At 69.7% G+C, this 23,691-nt stretch carries 14 protein-coding genes; 5 read left to right on the forward strand and 9 right to left on the reverse strand.

Annotated elements, in window-relative coordinates; genetic code table 11:
- Positions 1-149: 149 nt before the first annotated feature.
- Positions 150-1,541, reverse strand: a complete 1,392-nt coding sequence (locus BS75_RS32700; RefSeq protein WP_034090816.1) for a hypothetical protein — start codon at positions 1,539-1,541, stop codon at positions 150-152.
- Between the two features lie 223 nt (positions 1,542-1,764).
- On the opposite strand from BS75_RS32700, the gene BS75_RS32705 reads away from it, so the two are divergent.
- The 3 genes from BS75_RS32705 to BS75_RS32715 all read left to right on the forward strand — a co-directional run bounded on the left by BS75_RS32705 (position 1,765) and on the right by BS75_RS32715 (position 4,180).
- The gene (locus tag BS75_RS32705) at positions 1,765-2,379 is read left to right on the forward strand and encodes a TetR/AcrR family transcriptional regulator (RefSeq protein ID WP_034090817.1); all 615 of its coding nucleotides are present in this window, start codon (positions 1,765-1,767) and stop codon (positions 2,377-2,379) included.
- Positions 2,380-2,409: 30 nt separating this feature from the next.
- Positions 2,410-3,336 (forward strand): AurF N-oxygenase family protein, encoded by a 927-nt coding sequence (locus BS75_RS32710; RefSeq protein ID WP_063771615.1) that lies wholly within the window; start codon positions 2,410-2,412, stop codon positions 3,334-3,336.
- A gap of 289 nt (positions 3,337-3,625) precedes the next feature.
- Complete coding sequence (locus tag BS75_RS32715) at positions 3,626-4,180, forward strand: cysteine hydrolase family protein (RefSeq protein ID WP_156164310.1); 555 nt, start codon at positions 3,626-3,628, stop codon at positions 4,178-4,180.
- A gap of 370 nt (positions 4,181-4,550) precedes the next feature.
- Here the strand turns inward: BS75_RS32715 and BS75_RS45110 are convergent, their stop codons facing one another.
- Positions 4,551-6,068, reverse strand: a complete 1,518-nt coding sequence (locus BS75_RS45110) for a hypothetical protein (RefSeq protein WP_152646294.1) — start codon at positions 6,066-6,068, stop codon at positions 4,551-4,553.
- Between the two features lie 319 nt (positions 6,069-6,387).
- Positions 6,388-6,972 (reverse strand): RNA 2',3'-cyclic phosphodiesterase, encoded by a 585-nt coding sequence (gene thpR / locus BS75_RS32725; RefSeq protein ID WP_042440626.1) that lies wholly within the window; start codon positions 6,970-6,972, stop codon positions 6,388-6,390.
- Positions 6,973-7,053: 81 nt separating this feature from the next.
- Between thpR and BS75_RS32730 the strand changes: the two genes are divergently transcribed.
- Positions 7,054-7,830: a phosphotransferase gene (locus BS75_RS32730; RefSeq protein WP_034090819.1), complete on the forward strand. Its 777-nt coding sequence runs from the start codon at positions 7,054-7,056 to the stop codon at positions 7,828-7,830.
- A gap of 40 nt (positions 7,831-7,870) precedes the next feature.
- Here the strand turns inward: BS75_RS32730 and BS75_RS32735 are convergent, their stop codons facing one another.
- On the reverse strand, positions 7,871-8,842 hold the full coding sequence (locus BS75_RS32735) for a GlxA family transcriptional regulator (protein WP_034090820.1): 972 nt from the start codon (positions 8,840-8,842) through the stop codon (positions 7,871-7,873).
- A 116-nt stretch (positions 8,843-8,958) separates the two neighbouring features.
- Here BS75_RS32735 and BS75_RS32740 point away from each other — a divergent pair, with 116 nt between their 5' ends.
- Positions 8,959-9,258 carry a putative quinol monooxygenase gene (locus BS75_RS32740; RefSeq protein WP_034090821.1) on the forward strand — a complete coding sequence of 100 codons (300 nt, stop codon included), beginning with the start codon at positions 8,959-8,961 and terminating at the stop codon, positions 9,256-9,258.
- A gap of 169 nt (positions 9,259-9,427) precedes the next feature.
- Here the strand turns inward: BS75_RS32740 and BS75_RS32745 are convergent, their stop codons facing one another.
- The 5 genes from BS75_RS32745 to BS75_RS32765 all read right to left on the reverse strand — a co-directional run bounded on the left by BS75_RS32745 (position 9,428) and on the right by BS75_RS32765 (position 23,619).
- Positions 9,428-10,516 carry a hypothetical protein gene (locus tag BS75_RS32745; RefSeq protein WP_152646293.1) on the reverse strand — a complete coding sequence of 363 codons (1,089 nt, stop codon included), beginning with the start codon at positions 10,514-10,516 and terminating at the stop codon, positions 9,428-9,430.
- A gap of 64 nt (positions 10,517-10,580) precedes the next feature.
- Positions 10,581-11,822 carry a cytochrome P450 gene (locus BS75_RS32750; RefSeq protein ID WP_034090823.1) on the reverse strand — a complete coding sequence of 414 codons (1,242 nt, stop codon included), beginning with the start codon at positions 11,820-11,822 and terminating at the stop codon, positions 10,581-10,583.
- A 29-nt stretch (positions 11,823-11,851) separates the two neighbouring features.
- Entirely contained in the window at positions 11,852-13,192 is a 1,341-nt protein-coding gene (locus BS75_RS32755) for an aminotransferase-like domain-containing protein (RefSeq protein WP_034090824.1), read from the reverse strand.
- Between the two features lie 38 nt (positions 13,193-13,230).
- Positions 13,231-14,580 carry an MFS transporter gene (locus BS75_RS32760; protein WP_052069965.1) on the reverse strand — a complete coding sequence of 450 codons (1,350 nt, stop codon included), beginning with the start codon at positions 14,578-14,580 and terminating at the stop codon, positions 13,231-13,233.
- A 72-nt stretch (positions 14,581-14,652) separates the two neighbouring features.
- Positions 14,653-23,619 (reverse strand): non-ribosomal peptide synthetase, encoded by an 8,967-nt coding sequence (locus BS75_RS32765; protein WP_081982829.1) that lies wholly within the window; start codon positions 23,617-23,619, stop codon positions 14,653-14,655.
- Positions 23,620-23,691 lie beyond the last annotated feature (72 nt).

Consider the following 23,691-nt stretch of genomic DNA (forward strand, 5'->3'; position numbering starts at 1 on the left):
CGAGGACGGAGGCGACCACCGGTGAGCAGCTCGGGTCGCGTCACGCGCTCGGACACTCAGGGAGCGGGACAAGAAGGCTGGTGCCGCACCACCCGCCCTGCCTTCCGGGGGCGGAGGGCAGGGCGGGGTGCGTCCTGGGTCGACCGTCCTCAGTTGACAGTGACGCCGGCTGAGTTGTTGTGCGGGTTCGGGTCGAACGGTGCCGGGTCGGACAGGGCCACCTTGCCGGTCGCGCCCTTGATCACCTTGTTGATCCGCAGCACGAACGGGAAGTTCAGCTGCTCGCCGGCGGGAATGTCGAACGACTGCTGGAAGTCGTAGCCGCACAGGTAGACCCCGGGCACGTTGGCGTCCTGAAGTCCGCAGTCCCAGGGGATGCGTACGGCCGAGGTCCCTGGCGGCAGGGTGAACTGCAGGCCCGGAACGCTGCCGTAGTCGACCAGGGCCGCCGGGCCGTGGTTGTACAGTCCGAGCGTCACCGTGACGTCGGTGCCGGCCTTTCCGCTCGCCTTCGCGCCGGTCACCCCGAAGTCGGCGGTGTTGCGGGCGGTCAGACCCACGCTGAGACCGTTGGCGCCGACGGTGTCGTACGGTGCCACGCTCCCGGCCGGGGCGCTGGAAACGTGACCGGCCGAGAGCACGCGCAGGCCGAGCAGCGGGCCGCTGCCCGGATGCCAGGCGACGCCCGGGCCGACGATGCTGCCGACTGTCGGATCGCCCGCGGGCAGCGCGAACGCGCGCAGCTGCGTGTACAGCGCCTGCGGGGTGACCTTGAGCGCCAGCGGGCTGTTGAGCTCCACCTTCTCACCCAGGGCCACGCTCCCGCCGAAGCGGCACAGCTCGGCGGTGAACCCGCCGCTCAGCTTCGCGTACTGGCAGTTGCGGTAGTGCTGCTCGAAGGCCAGCCCCGGGGTCAGCTCGAAGACCACCTCGGAGCCGGCTGCGGGCCTGTCCCCGATGTTGCTGAAGCTCATCGGCTCGGACACGGTGGACCCGACCCGCAGCCCGGACGCGTTGGGCAGCCCGGTCAGCTTCAGCGAGGGCCCGCCGACCGTGACCGTGCTGGTACCGCCCACGACCTTGTAGCCGGCTGCCCGGGCACTGATGGTGTAGCTCCCCTGCGCGCCCAGCGCTGCGCCCTTGGCCGGGGTGAAGTCCAGCCAGGTGCTGCCCGTGAGCGTCCCGATGTTGGGCGCGCCATCGCTGACCAGTCGGTCCGTGCAGGTGGCGACCAGGCCCTTGACGGTGCAGTGCCCTTGCAGCTGGACGTTCGCGACCTTGGCCAGCCCCCGGAAGTCGATGGTGACCGTGGCTGCGGCGCTGACCGGCCTGCCCGTGTTGCTGGTGTAGAACAGCGGGAGCTGCGCAGTGTCGGTGCTGCCCGGCACGAGTGCGGTCGGTGTCGGCGTGTTCAGCGTCAGCCGCGGTGCCGGTGCCGCGACGGCGTTCGCCGGCGTGGTGGCGGTGAGCGCCGTAGCGCTCGCGGTGATCACCGCGAGCGTGAGCCCGGCCGTACGCCGGGCGAGGATTGAGCCCCCCATGAAACAACTCCTCCTGTGATGGAAGTACGGGGGAACCCTAGTCCCGGTGGCATCGTGCCTGGTGACGGGGGGTTGGGCAGGTAGTGCGCGCTACCTGAGCGAGTACCCACGTTCATGGCCGTACCCGGGTCCGCACCCCATTGTCGGACTCCGGCCGGGGGCCGATTCGGCGGGGCGGCGGAGGGTCTTGATGAAGCAGTGAATCAGTGCTTCACTTCTTGGCATGGCCTACCGGAGGACCCCAGCCGTACAAGCTCGGCTCGACGCCCAGCACGGGACGGTGCTGGCTGCCGCGATCGAGCTGCTCGCTGAACGCGGCTACGCCGCCTGCTCGGTCGCCGCGGTCGCGGAGCGCGCCGGGATCGCCACCGGCAGCGTGTACCGGTCGTTCCCGAGCAAGGCCGAGCTGGTCGCCGAACTGTTCCGTGCGGTCGTCGGCCGGGAGGTCGCGGCCGTCCGCTCGGCCGCCGCCTTCGAGGGTGACCTGTACGCCCAGGTCGCCTCGGTGATCGGCGCCTTCGCCGGGCGCGCCCTCGGTGCGCCACGGCTGGCCTACGCCCTGCTGGCCGAACCGGTGGATCCTGAGGTGGAGGCCGAGCGCCTGGTGTTCCGCCGGGCCTTCCGCGACGTGATCGCGGCCCGGATCGCCGAGGGGGTGGCCGCCGGACGGCTGCCCGCACAGGATCCGGAGCTGACCGCCGCGCTGCTGGTCGGCGGCGTCGGAGAGGCCCTGGTCGGACCGCTGGCCGACGGCCGCGCCCCGGCCGACCTGGTCCCGGCCCTGATCTCCTTCGCACTGCGCGCGCTCGGCGGAACCCCGCCGCCCCCATCCAGCTGACGGCCCACGAGTAGAACACGGAGCAGCCCCGTGCCAGACACGTCACCCGCTGTCGCCCTGCGCCCCACTGATGCCGGTGCGGCCCGCGAGCAGAACGCCGAACGGCTGCTGCGGGTCTCCGCCAAGCACTCGCACGACCCGCTGACCGAGATCGACTGGGACGCCCCGGTCGACCCGGACCTGTTCGCGATACCGGCGCACCGGGTCTCGCTCTACGGGACTGACCTGTGGCAGCAGTTGACGCCACGTCAGCAGGCCCGGCTGAGCGTGTACGAGCTGGCCAGCGTCACCTCGGCCGGGATCTGGTTCGAGCTGGTGCTGATGGACGGGCTGGTCCGGCACGTCTACGACAGCGATCTGACGACCAGCCATGGCCAGTACGCGCTGACCGAGGTGGCGGACGAGTGCCGCCACTCGACCATGTTCGCGAAGTACGTCGCGAGCACCGGCTACCCCTCGGCCCGGCCCTCGCGCCGAGCCTCCCGGCTCGGCAAGCTGCACATGCTGCTCAACGACACCACGATGACCTTCGCCGGAGCGGTCTTCGTCGAGGAGTACACCGACGCCATGCAGCGGGAGATGGTCCGCGACGAGAGCCTGCAGCCGCTCGCGCGCTCCGTGGCGCGCATCCACGTGATCGAGGAGGCCCGCCACATCGGTTACGCCAAGCCGGAGTTGGAGCGTCGCTGGGCGCGGATGAGTCCGGCGCGGCGGGCGCTGTTCCGGCAGGCGCTGGCGGTGCTCGCGGTCCAGGCAGTGCGCGAGACCATCCACCCACGGGTCTACTCGCTGGTCGGGCTCGACTCCCGGCAGGCCCGGGCGGTCGCCGCGAGCAACCCCCAGTGGCAGGCCGCCAAGAGGGACTGGGCCCGCAAGGCGGTCGCCTTCTTCAGTGACCTCGGAATGATCGACTCCCGTTCGGCGCCGATGTGGCGCCGCGCCTCCCTGCTGCCCTGACCCGGCGCCGCCGGACCACCCAGGTCCTGAGCCCGGGGCCCGCGGCCCGAGGCCCGAGGCGCGCGGTGCGCAGCCCGCAGGCTCGCTACCGACCCCGTCCGCGCGCGGATGTTCACCGTCAGCCGTGAAGTCCGGGCCGGACGGTGCAGTGTCATTGCCAGTGACTGCCTTCCTGCTGCACGGGAAGGGACGTCGTCGCGGAACGCTGGAGCAGACCGTCCTGCGCCGGAATGAAGCTCTCCATTGACCTGAATCCTCCCCTGGTAACGTACGACGCACCGACACTTCTGTGCTGCCCGGGGGAACCGTCATGTCCTGCGAACGTACGGCGCTGGTCCTGATCGATCTGCAGCGGTGGATAGTTGACAGGCCCTGGCAGCCGATGAGTGGCGACTCCGTCGTCGAGGCCTGCGGCAGGTTGCGTGAGCACTTCAGTGCCGCCGACTCCGCTTCCGTTGTCATCGTCCGGTATGCACGTGCCGACGGCGCCGACGGCGGCGTCGATGCCGCCCCCAACCACCTGGTTCCCGGTTTCACCCCGCGTGCCGGGGAGTGCCTGGTGACCAAGCATGGTCTGGATGCTTTCGAGGACACAGATCTTCACGACCACCTGCACCGGTCGGGTGTCACGAGGATCGTCCTCGCCGGTCTGTCCACCGCGCACGGTGTTGCCTCCACCGCCGCAGCCGCACGGGGGCTCGGGTACGAGGTGGTCGTCGTCGCGGACGCGACCGCCAGCGAGAACGAGGCCCAGTACCGCGAGGCACTTGAGCGGATCATCGCGCTCGGCGGGCGCCGCGGCCTGGTCGACGAACTGGTGACCACGGAGGTCGCCGGAGGCTGACGCGGCGGCCGTCGAGGCGGGCGATCCGTCCCCCAATTGGCTCGCGGGCCGGGGGAGGGGACTGGCAGCATGATCCGGCGGTGTCGTCGCCTCCTGGACCGGCCTCACCGGCGTGCCCGACGCCTGGCTCGCCCGTCGGGAGGAGCTCCCTGCCTGGGCCGACGGGATCGCGCCGGATCCGGACCTGCGGTGAGCAGCTTCGCGACCCACCGTGCCCGGGTCCACGACACCGGCCTTCCGGCGTCACGGGCACGACGGCGCAGTGCCGTATTCCCCCGCTGCGCCCGTACCGGACCTCTGTCTGATGGCTGGCGTTGGCCGCCCGGTGTTCATCGCCTCCGGTTTCGTTGGTGCCCGGGCGGGACGGCGGTCAGGCCGGGATCCGGAAGTGCAGCTGGCGCAGTGTCCAGGTGTCGAGCAGGTCCTCGGATGAGGCCAGCAGGGCCTTGATCGAGGCGGCTTGCGCGGGTGTGGGGCGCCCGCTGCCGGGGGAGCTCAGGGTGGTCCAAGTGCGCAGGTCGGTCCCGGCTGTCCGGGCCATCGCGGGGTCCGGGTCGGTCAGCAGGTGCAGGTCCGTCTCCAGGCGGGTCCAGGTATCGGTGGCCCGGAGAAGTGCGGCCGCCTGGACACGTAGGTTCGGCCGTCGCCCCGGTGACAGCCAAGCCCGCAGGCGCGCTGGAGGGATGTGCTGGGCGTGCGGGGCCAGTGCCGCGGTTGCCGCGCGGCCGAGCGAGGGGGAGGGGTCGTGCTCCAGCAGGGTCAGCAGTTCCTCACTGTCCATCGGCGCCAGGGCGGAGAGCGCGTCCACGGCAGCGGTGCGGGCCTTGGCCCGGTGACTGTTCAACTGGAGACGCAGCCAAGGGACGTCGGTGGTGTCCCCGCACTCGGCGAGCCCGCGCACCGCGCCTGCGCCCGCCACGAAGCCGGGCCGGTCGATCAGGCCACGGCACGCGGCAGCGGGGTCTTGGCCGTGGCTGCGTACGACCCAGCGGGCGGTCTCGCGGACCAGGGTCGAGCGGTCCAGTAGGAAGGCAGCGGCCAGGTCCGGGCGCTGGGTACGGCGCAGCACCGTGACGGCGGCCGCGCGGACCTGGGGGACGCGGGCGGTCAGTAGCTGGTCGACCACCGTCCAGGTGGAGTCGGCGACCGGCCGGTCGACTGCAGGCACGGTCTGCAGCAGGACGTGCTCGGCGGCGCGGCGTGCGACGTTGACGTCCGAGTCGCGCAGCGCGAGCCCGACGAGCTCCGCGGCCGACAGAGCATGGAGGCGGAGTGCCTCGGCCAGCGCACGGCGCCGGGTGTGGTGGTCCGGGAGCGCGAACAGGTGCCGCCACACGACCGGATCAGCTTCCGACAGCCACTGGTCGACGAGGAGTACCGCCGCCCCGCCGCGTGCTCGCGTCTCGCAGGCCCAGGCCACAGCGCACGCCTGGGCCAGGTCCGCCGGGCCGGCTGAGGCGAGCGTCTGTGCGAGGCGCTGTTCTGCGCGGCGGCGTACCGGTTCGGCCCAGTCGGAGCAGCGCACCACGAGCAGCGGCAGCAGCAGGGGATGCCCGACAGGCGCGCTGTCCGCCAGGAGAGCCGACTCGCGTCGTCGCCCGTCGGCACCGCAGACAGAAAGCGCCCACTGCCAAGGGGCCGGGAGGAGGCTGCGGAGCGCGTCGCTGGTCTCGGCAGATCGCACCGTCCAGCACCCGTTCCAACGGACACCCTGGTCGAAGTCGCCCCACCACACCGGGGGGACAGTGTGCAGCCCTTTCCCGGACTCCAGCGCCGCCAGGGCGTCGGCGAGCAGCTCGGCGGAACCGGCAGCACCCGCCGCGAAATCACGCAGCGCCTGCAGAACCTCCGCGCCCACTGCCGCCGCACTGGATCCCGCCTCACCCATGACGTCCCCATCCCTCGTTCCATCGACCCCAGGCCGGTGACCAGCCACGCTAGCTGGCCGGTCCGTCCGGCAGCCATCGAGTTTGCAGCCTTGGATGTGCAGACACGGGGCCTACCGTTCGCGGGATCCCGAGCCGACCGCCTCCGTAGCCGGCAAGGTCGGGGCCGTCCCGTGCAACCGCCTGCCTCAATACGAGGCCGTGGCGCTGGACGGACAGCGAACGACGGTTCCATCGTGAGTGGCGGGGTTCGGGCCGGGGTCCGCAGCCCGGGGTACTACACGCTTCGTGTATAGGCCGGGCCTTGGCGGGCAAGGTCGATCAGGTTCCGCAGCCGAACCGCCATGCCTCGATGTCGCGGTAGCGGATCACTCCCGGGCCACGGCCGATGTTGCTCCCCACCAGGTGGAGGCGCTCGGTCTGCCACGGGCGGCCGACGAAGTCGGCGAGGCTCGCAGCCGCCGACTGAATGCCGGCCTGCTCACCCCGCCGTGCCCGGGCCAGGGTCAGGTGGGGGCGCAGCGGGCGCTCCTGGAAGGCGACGCCGCAGGCCCGCGCCAGGTTCCCGACCTCGTCGGCGAGCAGGTGGAGCCCTTCCAGGTCACCTTCGATCCCGCTCCACAGCAGCCGTTCGTCGAAGTGGCCGCCGCCGTTCAGACCCAGCCGCAGGGGCGGGCGCGACGCAGCCAGCCGGGCGAGCGCCGGCCGCAGGATCGGGACGGCCGTCACCGGGAGCTCGCCGAGGAACGCCAGGGTGATGTGCCAGTCCTCGATGCGGTTCCACCGCAGGTGGGGGTACTGCTCATAGGCAGAGCGCAGGGCGCCCGCCAACTCGTCCTTCGCGTCGTCGGGCGGGGCGAGCGCAACGAACACGCGTACGGTCGAGGGCTGGGGATGATCGGTCACCAGGGATTTCTAACACCTTCCCGCGCCCTCCCGGAAAATCGGCTGTCGGCCTGACCCGCCCGTCGCATAGGGTCGTCAGTCGTGATCGAAGACGGGGAACAGGCCAGCGGCGCCGTAACGACCGTGGTTCGCGTGGGCGAGACGATTCGCCGGCCGACCGGCGTGTGGACGCCTGCGGTCCATGCCCTGCTTGACCATCTTGAACAGGGCGGGTTCGCTGGTGCGCCTCGGCCGCGCGGAATCGACGAGCATGGCCGCGAGGTCCTGACCCTCCTGCGCGGCGAGGTGGCGATGCGGCCCTGGCCCGCAGAGCTGGTGTCCGGCGATGGGCTGTGGCAGTTGGCGCGCTGGCTGCGGGAGTACCACGACGCGGTTGCCGACTTCGTTCCGCCTGCGGACGCTGCGTGGTTCGTTCCTGGTGCGACCTGGCAACCCGGACAGATCGTTCGCCACGGTGATCTCGGTCCGTGGAACTCGGTCTGGCACGACGGGGTGCTTGTCGGGTTCATCGACTGGGACTTCGCCGAGCCGGGCGCCGTGCTGGACGATGTGGCTCAACTTGCTTGGTACGCCGTTCCGCTGCGCGGCCCCGAGATGGCGCGTGCGGCGGGTCTGGCCGAGGACTGCGATCTCCGCGCCCGGCTCGCCGCGCTGTGCCAGGGGTACGGAGTGTCCGCCGCAGCAGTGCTCGACGCGCTGGAGCAGCTGATCGCGCGCGAGATCGCCAGGCTCGACGAGCTCGGCTCGGCCGGAGTCGAGCCCTGGTCGACCTTTCGCGAACGTGGCGACCGGGCGGCACTCGGCGAGGAACTCGGATGGCTGATCGACGGCCGCTCGTCCCTGATCTCGGACGAGTGATGGACATGAGTGCTGACGAGGTGCGTTCGGTACCGGGGGCCTAGGGCTCGCTGTGCCTGCGGCGGTGCTGGCCGGTGGTGGTGCCGGTGCGTTCGCGCAGCAGGATGCGCAGGGTGTTGGCGTTCTCGTAGCCGACGCGTCGGGCGATGGCCTCGATCGAGTGGTCGGTGCTGCGCAGGAGGTGGGTGGCCTGCTCGATGCGCAGGTCCTGGACGAAGCGCACCGGCGAGGTGCCCAGGACGGCCCGGGTGGCGCGCTGCAGGGTACGTTCACTGACGCCGACGGCGTCGGCGGCGTCGCTGACGCTGATCGGCTCGTGCAGGTGCTCGCGCGCCCAGCGCTCGAACGCGGCCACGGTCGGGTCGCTGGCCGCCAGGGTGCCGGTCATGGTGTGGGCGGCCTGGGAGGGGCGTTCGTCGATCACCAGGTAGTTGCCGACCAGGTCGCTCAGGGCGGGGCTGCTGCGGCGCACGATGCTCAGTGCCAGGTCGACGTGGCCGAAGGCCGCTCCGGCGGTGGTGACGCCGTCGCAGCTGGTGACCATCCGGCTCTGGTCGAGTGTCACCTGCGGATAGCGGCTGCGGAACAGCGGGGAGAGCCACCAGGAGGTGGTGGCCCGCAGGCCGTCCAGGATTCCGGCCTCGGCGAACAGGAACGTTCCGGCGCAGGCGGAGGCGACCTGCGTGCCCCGGGTCCGGGTCTCGGCGAGCAGCTCGCGTGCGGCGGCCGTGGCCGGCCCGGACACGATGTCCACCAGTGCCTCGGGGTGCCGCTCGGCCACTGCGGGGACCAGCAGCAGGTCGCAGTGCGCGACCCGGTCGACCGGAGCGGTGTCGACCGTATGACCCGCGCCGGTGCGAACGGTGTCGCCGAAGCCGACCGTTGTGACCTGCCACGCAGGCGGTGGCTGGGGCAGTCGCTCCCGCAGTTCGTTGGCGCACCGCATGATGTCCAGGACCGAGGCCAGTCCGGAGTCGAAGACGCCGTCAAGGGCGAGCACTGCTATCCGCATGTCGGGAACAGTATGTGATGTGTCGGGTACGCCCCTGCCCCAGGGGTGGGACTCGCTCGTAAGTTCTTGGGTACCGGCGGGACGCCGGTACCCAAGAACCGAGGATGGAGCGCGATATGTCGAAGATCGGTCTGCTGGCCCGCATCGAGGCCAAGCCCGAGTTCGCCGACCAGGTGGAGGCACTGCTGCGGGGAGCGCTGGAACTGGCTCGCGCGGAGGACCTCACCCTGGCCTGGTTCGCCTTCAGGGAGAGCCCCACCGTGTTCGGGATCTTCGACACCTTCGAGGGCGAGGAGGGGCGCACCGCGCACCTCAACGGGAAGATCGCCGCCGCGCTGATGGAGATCGCTCCCACCATGCTCGCGGTCGCCCCCGACATCCGCACCATCGACCTGCTGGCCGCCAAACTCGCCTGAGGCCCGGCCACCGGCCGGTCCGGGCGGTGTTTGTCGTGGATGGGGTGCAGGTTCGAATCCTGTCGTCCCGGCAACCGGAAGAAGGCCGCTCACCGGAGGGGACTCCGGGTGAGCGGCCTTCTTGGTCGGACGGCATGTCGGTGGGGGCGGAGGACGCCGCCCGGGCGGACTACTCCGCCGGTCGGTCCGGGGTGGCGGCGCCGATTCGCCGGCTGCGGAATCGTTCGAGAACCCCCACCGCAGGAAGGCTGGAGCCGGGCGTGCGGAGACTCGACTCGCGATCGCCGCCGAACCTCGAACAGACCGAGATGTGTGCGTCGTAGGCCGTCGACATCGCATCGAGCAGCTGCCTGTAGGACTTGTCGACCGCTGGAGCGGGCGACGCGAGCAACGGCTTGACCCGGTTGAGCAACTTGAGCAGTATCCGGTGATCACGCAGCTGGAGACCGCTGAACTTGGCATTGATGTGCGGCGGCATCATCGCGGGACGTACCGCATCGGTGTAATGGGTGCGCGTGAAGTCGCCGGCGTACCGCATCGATGCGCCGGAGCCGATCATCAGCACCGTGGCGTCCTCAAGCAGGCGGCAGGCGCTCTCGATGTCATCCGGATCGTCCCTGAGGCATTCCTCCAGGCAGCCGACCGAGACGATCAGCGCCTGGATGAGCGCGAAGAAGACCTGGTGGCCCAGGCGCCAGCGGATCAGGGGATCGGCTTCTGCATCGTCGAGTCCGAGGCCCGTGTCCAGCGGGCGAGCACGGGCCGCGTACTCGAAGGGCGTGCCGGCCACACCGATACGCCACAACTCGTGGAAGACGGACCAGAATGCCTCACGCAGTTGACCTCGTTCACCGCTGCAGAGGCTTGTCCCGGCCGAGAGGGCATCGTTGAGCTGGCTGCGGAGGGCCTGGAGCATGGTGTGGGCGAACGTCTCCACCGGGTTCCCGGTGACCCTGATCGCACCGAAGAACAGGTCGTGCTCCTCGTAGAGGTCCTCCGGCAGGGAATTTCGCTCCGCATCGGTGTACTTGGTGGTGGCGGCCGGTGCGGTCAGGCAGGCCAGTGCGGCATCGACCGCTGCCAGTGCGTGTCGGTCGGAGTTCTGCGGATTCGTGTCGATGACGGTCCGTAGCGCGTCCGCAGTGCGCTGGTTCATCATGCCGATAATGGCGCTCATTGAGGCCGGCAGCTGCTCCGCCTTCAATAGGTGGAGGGCCGGGACATCTGGATGACGGGCCTGGGTTTCAACGTCAATCACTCCGCAAGCTCCTTCGAGGTGAACTGAATATTCGCGATCCGGAACGACAGGAGAGGAAGGCCGGCTATCCCGCTGCGGAGCTGCTGGGAACGAGTGAGACCGGCAGGCTGCTGTAGCCGCGGAGGAACGTGGAGTAGAGCGGCTTGGGATCACCCATGAGCTCGATCCGCTCCACCCTGCTGCAGAGGGTCTTCAGCACGGCGGCGATCTCGGCCCGCCCGAGGTACGACCCGAAGCAGAAGTGAGCTCCGTATCCGAAGCCCAGGTGCTTGTTGGGCGTCCTGGCCAGGTCGAAACTCTGCGGATCCGAGAAGACGTCCTCGTCGCGGTTGGCGGAGGTGTTCCAGAGGATGACGTGGTCGCCTTCGCGGATCGTCCGGCCGCCGATGGTGACCTCGGCCGTCGCGGTACGACCGATGTGCATCGCCGGCGTCGTCCAGCGCACGATCTCCTCGACCGCGCCGGCTACCGACACCCGGCCCTCCTTCAACGCCAGCCACTGATCGGGGTGCTGGGAGAAGGCGAGCAGGGTGCCGACCATGGCCAGGCGACTGGTGTGGTCTCCGGCGAGGATGAACCCGTAGCAGTTGACGACCACTTCGTCATCGGTCATCGGCTCACCGTTGATCCGGCAGGTGGCCATCGCGCTGATCAGGTCGTCCTGCGGATCCTCACGGCGGGCCTCGATGATCTCCTGGCTGTAGGCGAGGAGTTCGTTGCGGGAGAGCCAGACCTCCTCCTCGGTCTGCCCCTCGTCGTCGGTGCTGAGCGCCTCCCGGCTCAGGTCGAGCAGGTACTTGTGGTCCTCCGACGGAAAGCCGAGGAGATCGCCGATCGTCCCCATGGGGACCACCTCCGCGACCTCCTTGGCGAAGTCGAAGGTCCCGGTACCGACGGCGCCGCCGAGGAGATGGTCGACCCGCTCCTGCAGTTTGTCCGTCACCACTTCGCGGATCCGGGGACTGAACGCCTTCAGCAGGATCGTCCGCATGGCGTTGTGGCGCGGCGCATCGGTGAGCGCCAGGTTCTTGCCGGCCGCCGGGTCCCCTCCGGGCTTGTGCAGCGAGGACAGCATGTTCCCGGCCCGCGAGCTGAATCGCTCGGGGTCCTGCAGCACGGTCATGATGTCCGCGTGGCGGGAGACCACCCAGAATTCGGACCCCTGGTCGGTGGCCGGGTGCAGGTAGACGGGCTGCTCGGCCCGGACACGCCGCCAGAAGTCTTCCATGTCGGTGTGCAGGAAGGTGTTCGGGTCCGTGAGGTTCACGCGATTGAGATCGTCGGCAAATGCGCCCTTGTTCGACATGGAAGTCTCCTGGCCTCAAGAATGGGTGACTACTGCGTAGGTGTTTCCTGGCCGGAAAGATCGGCGATCAGCATCGCCAGGCGATCCAGCCCTGCTTCGATCTCGTCCGGCGACACCACGCTCACCGAGAGGCGCAGCTGATTCTCGCCGCCACGGCCGTCGTAGAAGTGGCTCATGGGCGTCCACAGCACGCCGTACTTGGTGGCCCCGTATTCCAGCGCGGCGTCGTCGGCGGTGAACGGAACAGTGACCACCACGAAGAAGCCGCCGCCGGGCGTGTTCCAGGAGACCTGGTGGTCCTCGCCCGGTGGGAACCGCCGGCCCATCCCCTCCAGCAGCAGTCGCAGGTTCCGGCGGTAGAGCTGGATCTCCCTGGTGTTCGCCCTGACCAGACTGCAGTCGTGCTCCAGCAGCTTTCCGCCCGCCAGGGCCTGGGCCACGGGCGAGGTGTTGACGGTGAGCATGCTCTTGATCTTGGACAGCTCGTCGGCGAAAAGCGTCGACTCTCCGTCGGCGCCGGACACGCGCTGGTCCGCGACGACAAAGCCGATCCTGGCTCCGGGGAAGCAGGTCTTGGCGAGTGAGCCGAGGTAGATCACCCGCCGCGAGGTGTCGAGGGCCTTGAGCGTGGGCAGGCGCTGACCGTCCTCGGCCTGGAACAGACCGTACGGATTGTCCTCAAGGATCAGCAGGTCGTGCTCGGCCGCGATGGCGAGCAGTTTCCGTCTGGCCTCCAGGTCGAGGCTCGCGCCGGAGGGGTTGGCGAAGTCCGGGACGAGGTAGAAGGCCCGTGGCCGCCTGCCCGCGGCGCGCACCGCCTCGATCTGTTCGACCAGGTGGTCGAGGTCGACGCCGTCCTCGTTGTCCCGCACCGGCCAGAGGGGCATGTCCACCAGCCTCGCGGCGCCGGTCAGCCCGACGTAGCCCGGCGAGACCGTCAGCACGACGTCACGCTCGTCCACCCGGAGCGCCCGGAGCACCAGGAACATGGCCTCCTGGCAGCCGACCGTGACGACGATCGACTCCGGGTCGACGTCGATGCCCTCGTCACCGGCGAGATGCCGGGCGAGCAGCTCGTGAATGATCCCCTTGGTCCGGCCGTACTGGAAGAGGGTGCGGCGTACGAGTTCCGCGTCCGCGCCCTTCTCGGCCGCCAGGTAGTCGCAGAAGATCTGCAGATATCGGGGAAGGTCGTCGACGTCGAAGAAGTCTTCGCTGGGCCGCCCGGCGGCGAGCGAGATTGCCTCCGGGAACCGGCCGGCCACCTCGTTCAGGAAGTTCATGGAGGCGAGCGCCGGATCCCGGAGCGCTCCATGCAGTCGATCCGTGCTCAGGTCGGCGGCTTTGAGTTCCACTCCACTGTCGTTCATGCAACCTCGCTTGCCTAAGGGGAACAGCGGTCCCGCGACTACTTCGACGCGCCCTGCTTCGGGGCCGTGGCGGAGGCCTCTTCAAGGGCTTCCGTGGTTTCCGGGGCCTCCGTTGCTTCCGGCGCTTCCGGCGTGGCAGAAGCCTCTGCCGTCGCTTCCCGAATGGAGCGGTTGCTCAGCGCGGGCAGGCTGAGCAGGGCCACCAGGACCATCAGCAGGCCGCCCATGATGAACGGCGTCCGCAGACTGATCGCACTCGCGAGGTAGCCGCCGAGAACACCTCCGAAGGGTGCACCCATGAGCGAGATCAACCGGCTGGCGGAGAGCACCCGTCCGCGGATCTTCGCCGGTGCCATACGCTGCCGCAGCGAACCGACGATGACGATCTGGATGCTCATCGAGAATCCGATGACGGCCATCATTCCGCCGGCGACCCAGGGGTTTCCGGTCAGGCCCATACCGGCGACCGCCAGTCCTTCGACGGTCATGCCGATGCAGCGCATGGTGCCCACCTGGAGCTTCCTGGAGACCGTGGAAGCCATGAAACTGCCGATGAAGGCACCGACCGCGGTCGAGCTCAGCAGCAGACCGTAGCCGATGTCGCCGAGGCCGTACTGGTCCTTGGCCAGCAGGACCAGCAGCGACATCTGGGCGGTGAAGACGAGGTTGCCGACGGCTGCGGTGCCGGACAGCGCCCGTAGCACCCGGTGCTTCAGCAGCCAGCGCAGCCCCTCCGCGACCTCGTCACGGAGGTTCCTGCGGGCCGGCTCGGCGGTCGGCGCGTTCCCGAAATCGCCCTTCAGGGACCCGACGAAAATGGCGCTGATCAGGAAGGAGAACGCGTTCCCCAGAAACGGCAGGGAATGTGACAGGGCGAAGAGCACGCCGCCGAGCGGGGGACCTGCGAGCTGTTCTCCGTTGATCTCGGCTGCGGAGATCCGGCTGTTGGCCCGGATGAGTGCCTGATCGCCGGAGACGACCACCGGCATGATGGCCTGCGCGGAGATGTCGAAGAAGATGTCTCCGCACCCGAGAGCGAATCCCGCCACTATCAGCAGGGCGATATCCGCATGGTGGGTCAGTACGGCGACGGTGAGCAGGGCGAGGATGGCGAACCGGACGAGGTCCGCGCGCAGCATCACCTTCTTCCGGTTCCACCGGTCCACCAGCGCTCCGGCCGGCAGACCGAGCAGGAACCACGGCAGGGTGGCGACGGCGCCGACCGCACCGATGAGCAGGGGATTACTGGTCAGTTGGACCGCCAGCAGGGGCAGTGCGGCCAGCTGGACGCCATCGCCCAAGGACGAGGCGATCGTGGCCACCCACACCTTGTTGAAGCTGCTGCCCAAGCGGGGCTGGGCCGCCTTCTCTGTGCCGGTGATTTTCAACGATTCTCCTGAGAGTGGATTGATGCATGGCTGCGGCGAGACAGAGGGAGCGCCGCAGAAGACTGGGGGAGGTCAGACCTTGCCCTGTTGACCCGAGTTGCCGGCCAACCTTGCGGCCAGGATCCGTCCTATTTCGGACAGCGGGCGGGGCTGGGTCATGGCCCCGTGGACGCAGTCGATGGAGTGCACTTCGACCCGCCCATTCGTATGCGGGGACCAGATATCGGGAGTGAGTTCACTGTCCGCCCGGTCGGCAGCCGCGGCGAAGAAGAGTATGTCGCCCATGAACTTGCCGACACTGATGTGGTCGCACAGGTTGGCGATATCCACGAAGACCTTGACCAGCGCCGAGAACGCATCCGCGCCGAGCCCGGCGAGAGGACTCTCGGGCGATGCCGGGTCGTGTCCGATGGACTCGGCGATGGCGCTCGGTACCTCCGGGCTGTCGTACGACAGCCGCCCGCCCTCCCAGCCGTCAGTGGGCAGGTAGCTGTCCATCATGGCGAGCAGCGCGACTTCCTCGCCCTCCTGCTGCAGGCGGACGGCGATGGCGTGCGCCACGATGCCGCCGAAGGACCAGCCCAGGAGGGAGTACGGGCCGGAGGGCTGAACTGTTCGGATCTCGTGCAGGTAGTCCTCGACCATCTCCTCCAGCCCCGGGGCCGGCGTGTCCGGCTCGCTGAACCTACGGGCCTGCAGCCCGTAGAGCGGCTGCTGACGGTCCAGATGCCGCAGGAGGCCGGAGTACGCCCAACTCAGCCCGATCGCCGGATGGACACAGAACAGCGGGTCGAGATCGCCTTCGGCGCGCAGAGGGAGCAGGACCCCCAACGAGTCCCCGGAGGAACTCCCGGGCGTCCGGTCCAGCCGCCGGACAAGGGTGGCGATGGTGGGGGTTTCGAAGAGGGTGCGTACTGGGAGTTCGGTGTTCAGGGTGGTGCGGATGCGGCTGATGAGGCGGGTGGCGAGGAGGGAGTGGCCGCCGAGTTCGAAGAAGTTGTCGTCGATGCCGACGGTGGGTACGGCGAGGGTTTCGGCGAACAGTCGGCAGAGGGTTTCCTCCTGGGGGGTTCGTGGGGTGCGTCCGGTGCCGGCGGTGGGCTGGTCGGGGGCGGGCAGGGCCTTGTGGTCGACCTTGCCGTTGGCGGTCAGCGGGAGCCGGTCCAGGACCAGGAAGGCGGTGGGGACCATGTACTCGGGCAGCAGGCCGGCGGTGTGCGCGCGCAGCGCTTCGATGTCCACGGTGTCCGGGGTGTGGTTGCCGGTCTGGGCGACGAGGTAGGCGACGAGGCGCTTGTCGCCGGGGTGGTCCTCGCGGGCGGCGACCGCGACCTGGGACAGGCCGGGGTAGCGGCCCAGTACGGCCTCGATCTCGCCGAGTTCGATGCGGAACCCGCGGATCTTGACCTGGTCGTCGGCGCGGCCCACGAACTCCAGCAGCCCTGTGCCGGACCAGCGGGCGAGGTCGCCGGTGCGGTACATCCGGCTCCCGGCCGGGCCGAAGGCATCGGCCACGAAGCGCTCCGCCGTCAGGTCCGGGCGCCCGTAGTAGCCGCGGGCCAGTCCCGCGCCGGCCAGGTACAGCTCTCCGGCGACGCCGGGGGGCAGCAGTGAGAGGGTGTCGTCCAGGATGTAGGCGCGCATGCCGTCCAGGGGACGCCCGACCGGGATCGGCGCGGGTACGGTGTCGGTCGCGGTCCAGGGGTGCTGGGTGGCGAACAGGGTGGTCTCGGTGGGGCCGTAGGCGCAGCGCACGACAGTTTCCGGGCAGTGTTCCAGGACCCGGCGCACGGCGGTGGGGGAGATCAGGTCGCCGCCGGTGATCACTTCCCGGACGCCGGCGAGGCAGCCGGGGTCCTCCTCGGCCAGGACCCGGAACAGGCCGGCGGTGATGTCCAGGCCGGTGATGCCCTCCTGGACGATCAGCCGGGCCAGTTCCGCGACGCCCAGCTCGCCCTGCGGTGTGATGACGGTCCGTCCGCCGTGCAGCAGCGGCACCCAGAGGGCGTAGGTCGAGGGGTCGAACGCGTAGGAGGCCAGCAGCAGCACCCGCTCGCGCGCACCGGGCCCGAACATCGTGTCCGCCACGAGCTCCAGGATGTCGCGGTGGGTCACCGCGACCCCCTTGGGACGCCCCGTCGAACCCGAGGTGTACATCACATAGGCGAGCTGCTCCGGCCGGGTCGCCACCCCGGGGTCGGTGCCCGGCAGGCCGGTCAGTTCCGCATCCTCGTCGACCAGCAGCACGGTGTCGGCGGTGGGCAGGCCGCGGTCGCGCATGGCGGTGTCGGCCAGCAGGACCGGTGCGCGGGTCTCGTCGAGGATCCACTGCATCCGCTCCAGCGGAGAGCCGCTGTGCAGGGGGAGGTAGAACGCCCCGGCCTTCAGCACCGCCAGCAGCGCCGCCACCAGGTCCACCGAGCGCTCCATCAGCACCGCCACCGGCGCCTCGGCACCCACCCCCAGACCCAGCAGCCGGTGCGCCAGCCGGTTCGCCCGCTCGTCCAACTCCCGGTACGACAACTCCCGCCCCGCGCACCGCACCGCCACCGCGTCCGGGGACCGCAGCACCTGAGCCGCGAAAGCCGCCTGCACCGAACCCGCACCCAGCCCCCCACCAGGCACCACCCCAGCCCACAACTCCAACAACCGCACCCGCTCTGTCGGCGTCAGAATCTCGGTTTCGCTGATCCGGCGGTCGGGAGCGTTGCTGAGCTGTGTCAGCACCCGGACCAGCTGGGCCACCATCCTTTCGGCAGTGGCCTTCTGGAAGACGTCGGTGCTGTACTCCAGCATTCCGTCGAGCCCGGCCGGACGGTTGTCGGCCGCGTAGTGCTCGTTGAGGATGAAGCCGAGATCGAACTTGGCCGTGCGGGTACTGAATACCTCCTCGGCTGCGGTCACCACGCCGGGCAGCGAGAACTCGTATCCACCGGTGTTCTGCAGGACCATCATGACCTGGAAGAGCGGATGCCAGGACGGTGAGCGAGTCGGATTGACGGCCTCGACCACGCGCTCGAAGGGCACGTCCTGGTGCATGTAGGCGGCCAGGGCGGTCTTGCGGACCCGTTCCAGAAGCTCGCGGAACGTCGGGTTCCCTGAGGTGTCGGTCCGCAGCACAAGCGTATTGAGGAAGAGGCCGACCAGGTCGTCGAGGGCCTCGTCGGTGCGTCCTGAGCTCGGGGTGCCGATCGGGATGTCCGAGCCCGCACCCAGTCGGCTCAGAAGGGTGGCGAGTGCGGCCTGGAGCACCATGAACACCGTGGTGTTCGTGTCCCGGGCCAGGTCGATGAGCGCGCGGTGCAACTCGGGATCGATGCGGACCGGAACCATGTCGCCGCGGTAGCTGGCCACCTTCGGCCGGGGGAGGTCGAACGGCAGCTCAAGGCGGTCCGGAGTACCCTCCAATGCCTGGGTCCAGTAGGTCAGTTGCTTGCTCACCAGGGAGTCGGGGTCTTCTTCCGCGCCGAGGAGTTCGCGCTGCCAAAGGGTGTAGTCCGCGTACTGCACCGGGAGCGCGGACCACGCCGGTGCCCGGCCCTGGAGCCGGGCGCGGAACGCGGTCTCCAGGTCGCGTCCGAGGGGCCCCGTCGAGGCGCCGTCGCTCGCGATGTGGTGCATGAGCAACAGCAGTACCCGTTCCTTCGGGCTGACGGTGAACAACGTTGCTCGAAGCGGGGGTTCGGCGGACAGGTCGAAGACGTACTGCCCGGCCTTGCGCAGCGCCGACTGCAATGTGCTGGCATCACAGTCGACGTGATGAACCGTCAGGTTGACGGCATCCGCCTCCAGCACGATCTGGGCCGGGCTTCCGTCGATCTCCTGGAATACCGTCCGCAGGCTCTCGTGCCGTACCACCACATCGTTCAGAGCCTGCACCAGAGCATGCGCGTCCAGGTCTCCGGTGATCCGGAACGCCACCGGAACGTTGTAGGTGGCGCTCGCCCCTTCGAGCTTGTTCAGGAACCACAGCCGGTTCTGCGCCGGCGACAGCGGCAGCAGCTCCGGGCGCTCCATCACCGTCAACGCGGGCCTGGCCGAACCCGCCTCGGAGAGCCGACCGGTCAGGGCGGCAACCGTAGGAGCCTCGAACAGGGTCCGTACCGGCAACTCGACGCCCAGAACCGACCTGATCCGGCTGACCATCCGGGCCGCCAGCAGGGAATGCCCGCCCAACTCGAAGAAACTGTCGTCGACACCCACCGCCGGCACGCCCAGGATCTCCGCGAACAGCCCGCACAGGATCTCCTCCTGCGGACTGCGCGCAGCACGGCCGCTCACCTCCACCCCGTACACGGGCGCAGGCAGCGCCCGCCGGTCCAGCTTGCCGTTGGCGGTCAGTGGCAAACGGTCCAGCACCACGAACGCCGAGGGAATCATGAACTCCGGCAACAGCGCGCCCACATGAGCGCGCAGGGCATCAGCGCCCACCCCGCCGCCCCCGGTCCCGGCCACCACATAGCCCACCAGGCGCTTGTCGCCCGGCTGGTCCTCCCGCACCACCACGGCAACCTGTGCCACCGCCGGATGACGACCCAGCACCGCTTCGATCTCGCCCAGCTCGATCCGGAATCCACGGATCTTCACCTGGTCGTCGGCCCGGCCGAAGAACTCCAGCTGGCCGTCCGCCCGCCACCGCACCAGGTCACCGGTGCGGTACATCCGGCTTCCGGCCGGGCCGAAGGGATCGGCCACGAACCGCTCCGCCGTCAGCCCCGGACGACGCAGGTACCCCCGGGCCAGGCCCGTGCCCGCGATGTACAACTCTCCCGGCACCCCTCGCGGTGCCAACTGCAGCCGCTCGTCCAGGACGTACGCCCGGCTGCCCCGCACCGGTGCTCCGATGGGGGTGGACGCGGACGGGTCGGTGCCGGACAGCGGCTCGCTGGCCGTCGCCGAAATCGTCGACTCGGTCGGTCCGTAGACGTTCAGCATCCGCCGTCCGTCCGCCCAGCGCGCGGTCAGCGCCGGGGGGCACGCCTCGCCGCCGACGCTCAGCACGCGCAGGGCGGGGAAGTGCCGCGCCGGCAGGGTCGCGAGCACGCTCGGCGGCATGTCGGCACAGGAGATCCGGCGCTGCTCCAGATAGTCGCCGAGAGCGTCCCCGACCAGGGGGCCGGGCGCGGGGACGACGAGGGTCGCGCCGAAGCAGAACGCGCGGAGGAAGTCCTCGAAAGCCATGTCGAAGCTGATCGAGGCCAGCTGGAGGACCCGGTCGTCCGGCTGGATCCGGTACTTCTCCGCCAGCGTGGCGGCCAGCGCGGAGATGCCGCGGTGGGTGACGGCCACGCCCTTGGGGGTGCCGGTGGAGCCCGAGGTGTAGACGGTGTACGCCAGGTCGTCGGGTCGGCGCCGGGTGGTCCGCTCGGCATCCGTGGGATTGGCTCCGTCGAGTCCGGCCAGGACCGCAGGGTCGTCGAGGACCAGGGTCTCCGGGCCGCCCTGCGGGAGCCGCCCGGCAACCTCGCGGCTGGTCAGCAGGCGGACCGGGGCGGCGTCCCGGAGCATGAACGCGATGCGGTCGGCCGGGTATGCCGGGTCGACAGGGAGGAACGCGGCACCGGCCTTCAGGATGCCCAGCAGCGCCGCCACCATCTCCACCGACCGGGGCACCGCCAGTGCCACCAGTTGCTCGGCGCCGACGCCCTCCCGGATCAGCCAGTCGGCCACGTGGTTGGCCCGGGTGTTCAGCTCGGCATAGGTGAGCACGGTGCCCTCGTGCTCCAGCGCCGGTGCGTCGGGGCGGAGCGCCGCCTGCTCCTGGAACAGGTCGGTGAAGAACCGGTGCTCAGGGGCCGGACCGCCCGCCCCCTCGGCGAGCAGTTCGCTCCGCTCGGCCGGGGAGAGCAGTTCGGCGGCGCTGATCGGCAGGTCGGGGCGCTCGACGACGGCCGCCAGCAGCAGCCGGAGACCCTCGGTGAACCGCTGCGCGGTGGCCGTGTCGGACAGGTCGGTGCGGTACTCCAGGAAGCCGTCGAGCCCTGCGGGATCCCCGGCGCCGTCTGTGGCCTCGTAGAAGTTGAACGTGAGATCGAAGCTGGTCACATCCTTGGTGAGGTCCTCGGTGACGGCCGACAGGCCGGGCAGGTCGAACGCGGGAGCCGCGTTGCCCTGCATCACCAGCATCACCTGGAACAGGGGATTACGGGCCAGCGAGCGCTCCGGGTTGATCGCCTCCACCAGTCGTTCGAACGGTATGTCCTGGTGGGAGTAGGCGGCCAGGTCGGTTTCCCGGGTCCGGGCGAGCAGTTCCCGGAAGGTCGGGTTGCCGGAGGTGTCGTTCCGCAGGACCAGGGTGTTGACGAAGAAGCCGACGAGGTCGTCGAGTGCTTCGTCGGTGCGTCCGGCGACCGGGGTTCCCAGGGGGATGTCCGAGCCCGCGCCCAGCCGGCTCAGCAGAGTGGCGAGTGCGGCCTGGAGCACCATGAACAGCGTGGTGTTGGTCTCCTGGGCCAGGCCGAGCAGCGCCCGGTGCAGCTCGGCGTCGATCCTGATCGGCACGGTGTCACCGCAGTAGCCGGCCACCTTCGGCCGAGCCCGGTCGAAAGGCAGATCGAGCTGGTCCGGAATCCCGTCCAGGGCCCGCTTCCAGAAGGCAAGCTGCTCACCCATCAGGGAGCTGGGGTCCTCTTCCGCGCCGAGGAGTTCGCGCTGCCAAAGGGTGTAGTCGGCGTACTGCACCGGCAACGGTGACCAGGTCGGTGCCGTGCCCGCGCATCGTGCGGCGTAGGCAAGGCTGATGTCCCTGGCCAGCGGGGCCAGCGACCAGCCGTCGCTTCCGATGTGATGCTGCATCAGGAGCAGGGCGTGGTGGTCCGGGCCGGTGGCGAAAAGCCGGGCCCGAAGCGGCAGATCGACAGTGACATCGAAAGCGGTGTTGCCGGCGGCTCGAAGTGCCTCGTCCAGATCGGCTGCCCCGACCTCCACCACAGGTAGCTCGGGGCGGACCTGGCCGGGCTCCAGAATGCGCTGCTGCGGTTCCCCGTCGACCTCAGGGAACACTGTCCGCAGACTCTCGTGCCGACCGATCACATCGGCTATCGCCGCTTCCAGAGCAGCTCGATCGAGGTCACCCGAAAGTCGTACGGCGAGCGGCAGGACGTAAGTGGCGCTCGCCCTTTCCAGTTTGTTGAGGAACCAGAGTCGGTTCTGTCCGGGGGACAGCGGGATCCGTGCCGGGCGCTCCATCGCGGTCAGTGCGGGCCTGGCCGAGTCCGCCTCCGTGACCCGGTCGGTGAGGGTGGCGACGGTGGGGGCTTCGAAGATGGTCCGTACCGGCAGTTCGATGTTCAGGCTCGTGCGGATGCGGCTGACCAGGCGGGTCGCGAGGAGTGAATGACCGCCCAGTTCGAAGAAGTTGTCGTCGATGCTGACGGCCGGTACGGCGAGGATCTCGGCGAACAGTCGGCAGAGAGCTTCTTCCTGCGGAGTTCGTGGAGTGCGTCCGGTGCCGGCGGTGGGCAGGTCGGGGGCGGGCAGGGCCCGGTGATCCAGCTTGCCGTTGGTGGTCAGCGGGAGTTGGTCGAGCACCATGAACGCGGTGGGGACCATGTACTCCGGCAGCAGGCCGGCGGTGTGCGCGCGCAGCGCGTCGGTGTCCACGATGTCCACGGTGTTCGGGGCGTCGGTGCCGGTCTCGGCGACGAGGTAGGCCACCAGGCGCTTGTCGCCGGGCTGGTCCTCGCGGGCCACCACCGCCACCTGCGCCAGGCCGGGGTAGCGGCCCAGCACCGCTTCGATCTCGCCGAGTTCGATGCGGAACCCGCGGATCTTGACCTGGTCGTCGGCGCGGCCCACGAACTCCAGCAGTCCTGCGTCGGACCAGCGCGCCAGGTCGCCGGTGCGGTACATCCGGCTCCCGGCCGGGCCGAAGGCATCGGCCACGAACCGCTCCGCCGTCAGGTCCGCCCGCCCGAAGTAGCCCCGGGCCAGCCCCGCACCCGCCAGGTACAGCTCCCCGGCCACACCCGGCCGCACCAGCGACAGGGCGTCGTCCAGGACGTAGGCCCGCATCCCGTCCAGCGGACGCCCGACCGGTATCGGCGCCGGTACGGTGTCAGCGGCCTTCCACGGGTGCTGGGTGGCGAACAGCGTGGTCTCGGTCGGACCGTACGTCGATCGGACCACGGTGTCGGGGCAGTGTTCCAGGACCCGGCGGACGGCGGTCGGCGAGATCACGTCACCACCGGTGATCACTTCCCGGACACCGGCGAAGCAGCCCGGGTCCTCCTCCGCCATCACCCGGAACAGACCCGCCGTCACCTGCAGCCCGGTGATCCGCTCCTCCGCGATCAACCGCGCCAGCGTCGCCACACTCAGATCACCCTCGGGCGTCACCACCGTCCGCCCACCGTGCAGCAACGGCACCCACAACTCGTAGGTCGAGGGATCGAACGCATACGGAGCCACCATCAGCACCCGCTCGTGCGCACCCGGCCCGAACATCCCGTCCACCACCAGCTCCAGCACGTCCCGGTGGGTGACCGCCACCCCCTTGGGACGCCCCGTCGAACCCGACGTGTACATCACATACGCCAACTGCTCCGGCCGACCCACCACCCCCGGGTCGGTCACCGGCTGACCGGCCGGCTCACCGTCGTCGTCGACCAGCAGCACCGTGTCGGCGGTGGGCAGCCCACGGCCACGCGTCGCGGCGTCGGCCAGCAGCACCGGCGCACAGGTCTCGTCGACGATCCACTGCATCCGCTCCAGCGGAGAGCCGCTGTGCAACGGCAGGTAGAACGCCCCGGCCTTCAGCACCGCCAGCAGCGCCACCACCAGGTCCACCGAACGCTCCATCAGCACCGCCACCGGCGCCTCCGACCCCACCCCCAGACCCAGCAACCGGTGCGCCAACCGGTTCGCCCGCTCGTCCAACTCCCGGTACGACAACTCCCGCCCCGCGCACCGAACCGCCACCGCATCCGGAGACCGCAGCACCTGAGCCGCAAAAGCCGCCTGCACCGAACCGCCGATCAACGCCGCGTGCGACTCAAACGACCGATCCTCGGCAAAATCCACAGCATCTGACGTTTGCATTACCAATCACCCTCTTTCGGGGTTGAGATCGCACGAAGTTCAGCTGGACCAGCAATGCGGATACCAGGACGG

The sequence above is a fragment of the Streptacidiphilus albus JL83 genome (assembly GCF_000744705.1).
GTDB lineage: Bacteria > Actinomycetota > Actinomycetes > Streptomycetales > Streptomycetaceae > Streptacidiphilus > Streptacidiphilus albus.

Coding starts and splice junctions, on each gene's coding strand:
- BS75_RS32700 (WP_034090816.1), bottom strand. CDS start 1,541: ATGGGGGGCTCAATCCTCGCCCGGCGTACGGCCGGGCTCACGCTCGCG.
- BS75_RS32705 (WP_034090817.1), top strand. CDS start 1,765: ATGGCCTACCGGAGGACCCCAGCCGTACAAGCTCGGCTCGACGCCCAG.
- BS75_RS45110 (WP_152646294.1), bottom strand. CDS start 6,068: ATGGGTGAGGCGGGATCCAGTGCGGCGGCAGTGGGCGCGGAGGTTCTG.
- BS75_RS32735 (WP_034090820.1), bottom strand. CDS start 8,842: ATGCGGATAGCAGTGCTCGCCCTTGACGGCGTCTTCGACTCCGGACTG.
- BS75_RS32740 (WP_034090821.1), top strand. CDS start 8,959: ATGTCGAAGATCGGTCTGCTGGCCCGCATCGAGGCCAAGCCCGAGTTC.
- BS75_RS32750 (WP_034090823.1), bottom strand. CDS start 11,822: ATGTCGAACAAGGGCGCATTTGCCGACGATCTCAATCGCGTGAACCTC.
- BS75_RS32755 (WP_034090824.1), bottom strand. CDS start 13,192: ATGAACGACAGTGGAGTGGAACTCAAAGCCGCCGACCTGAGCACGGAT.
- BS75_RS32765 (WP_081982829.1), bottom strand. CDS start 23,619: ATGCAAACGTCAGATGCTGTGGATTTTGCCGAGGATCGGTCGTTTGAG.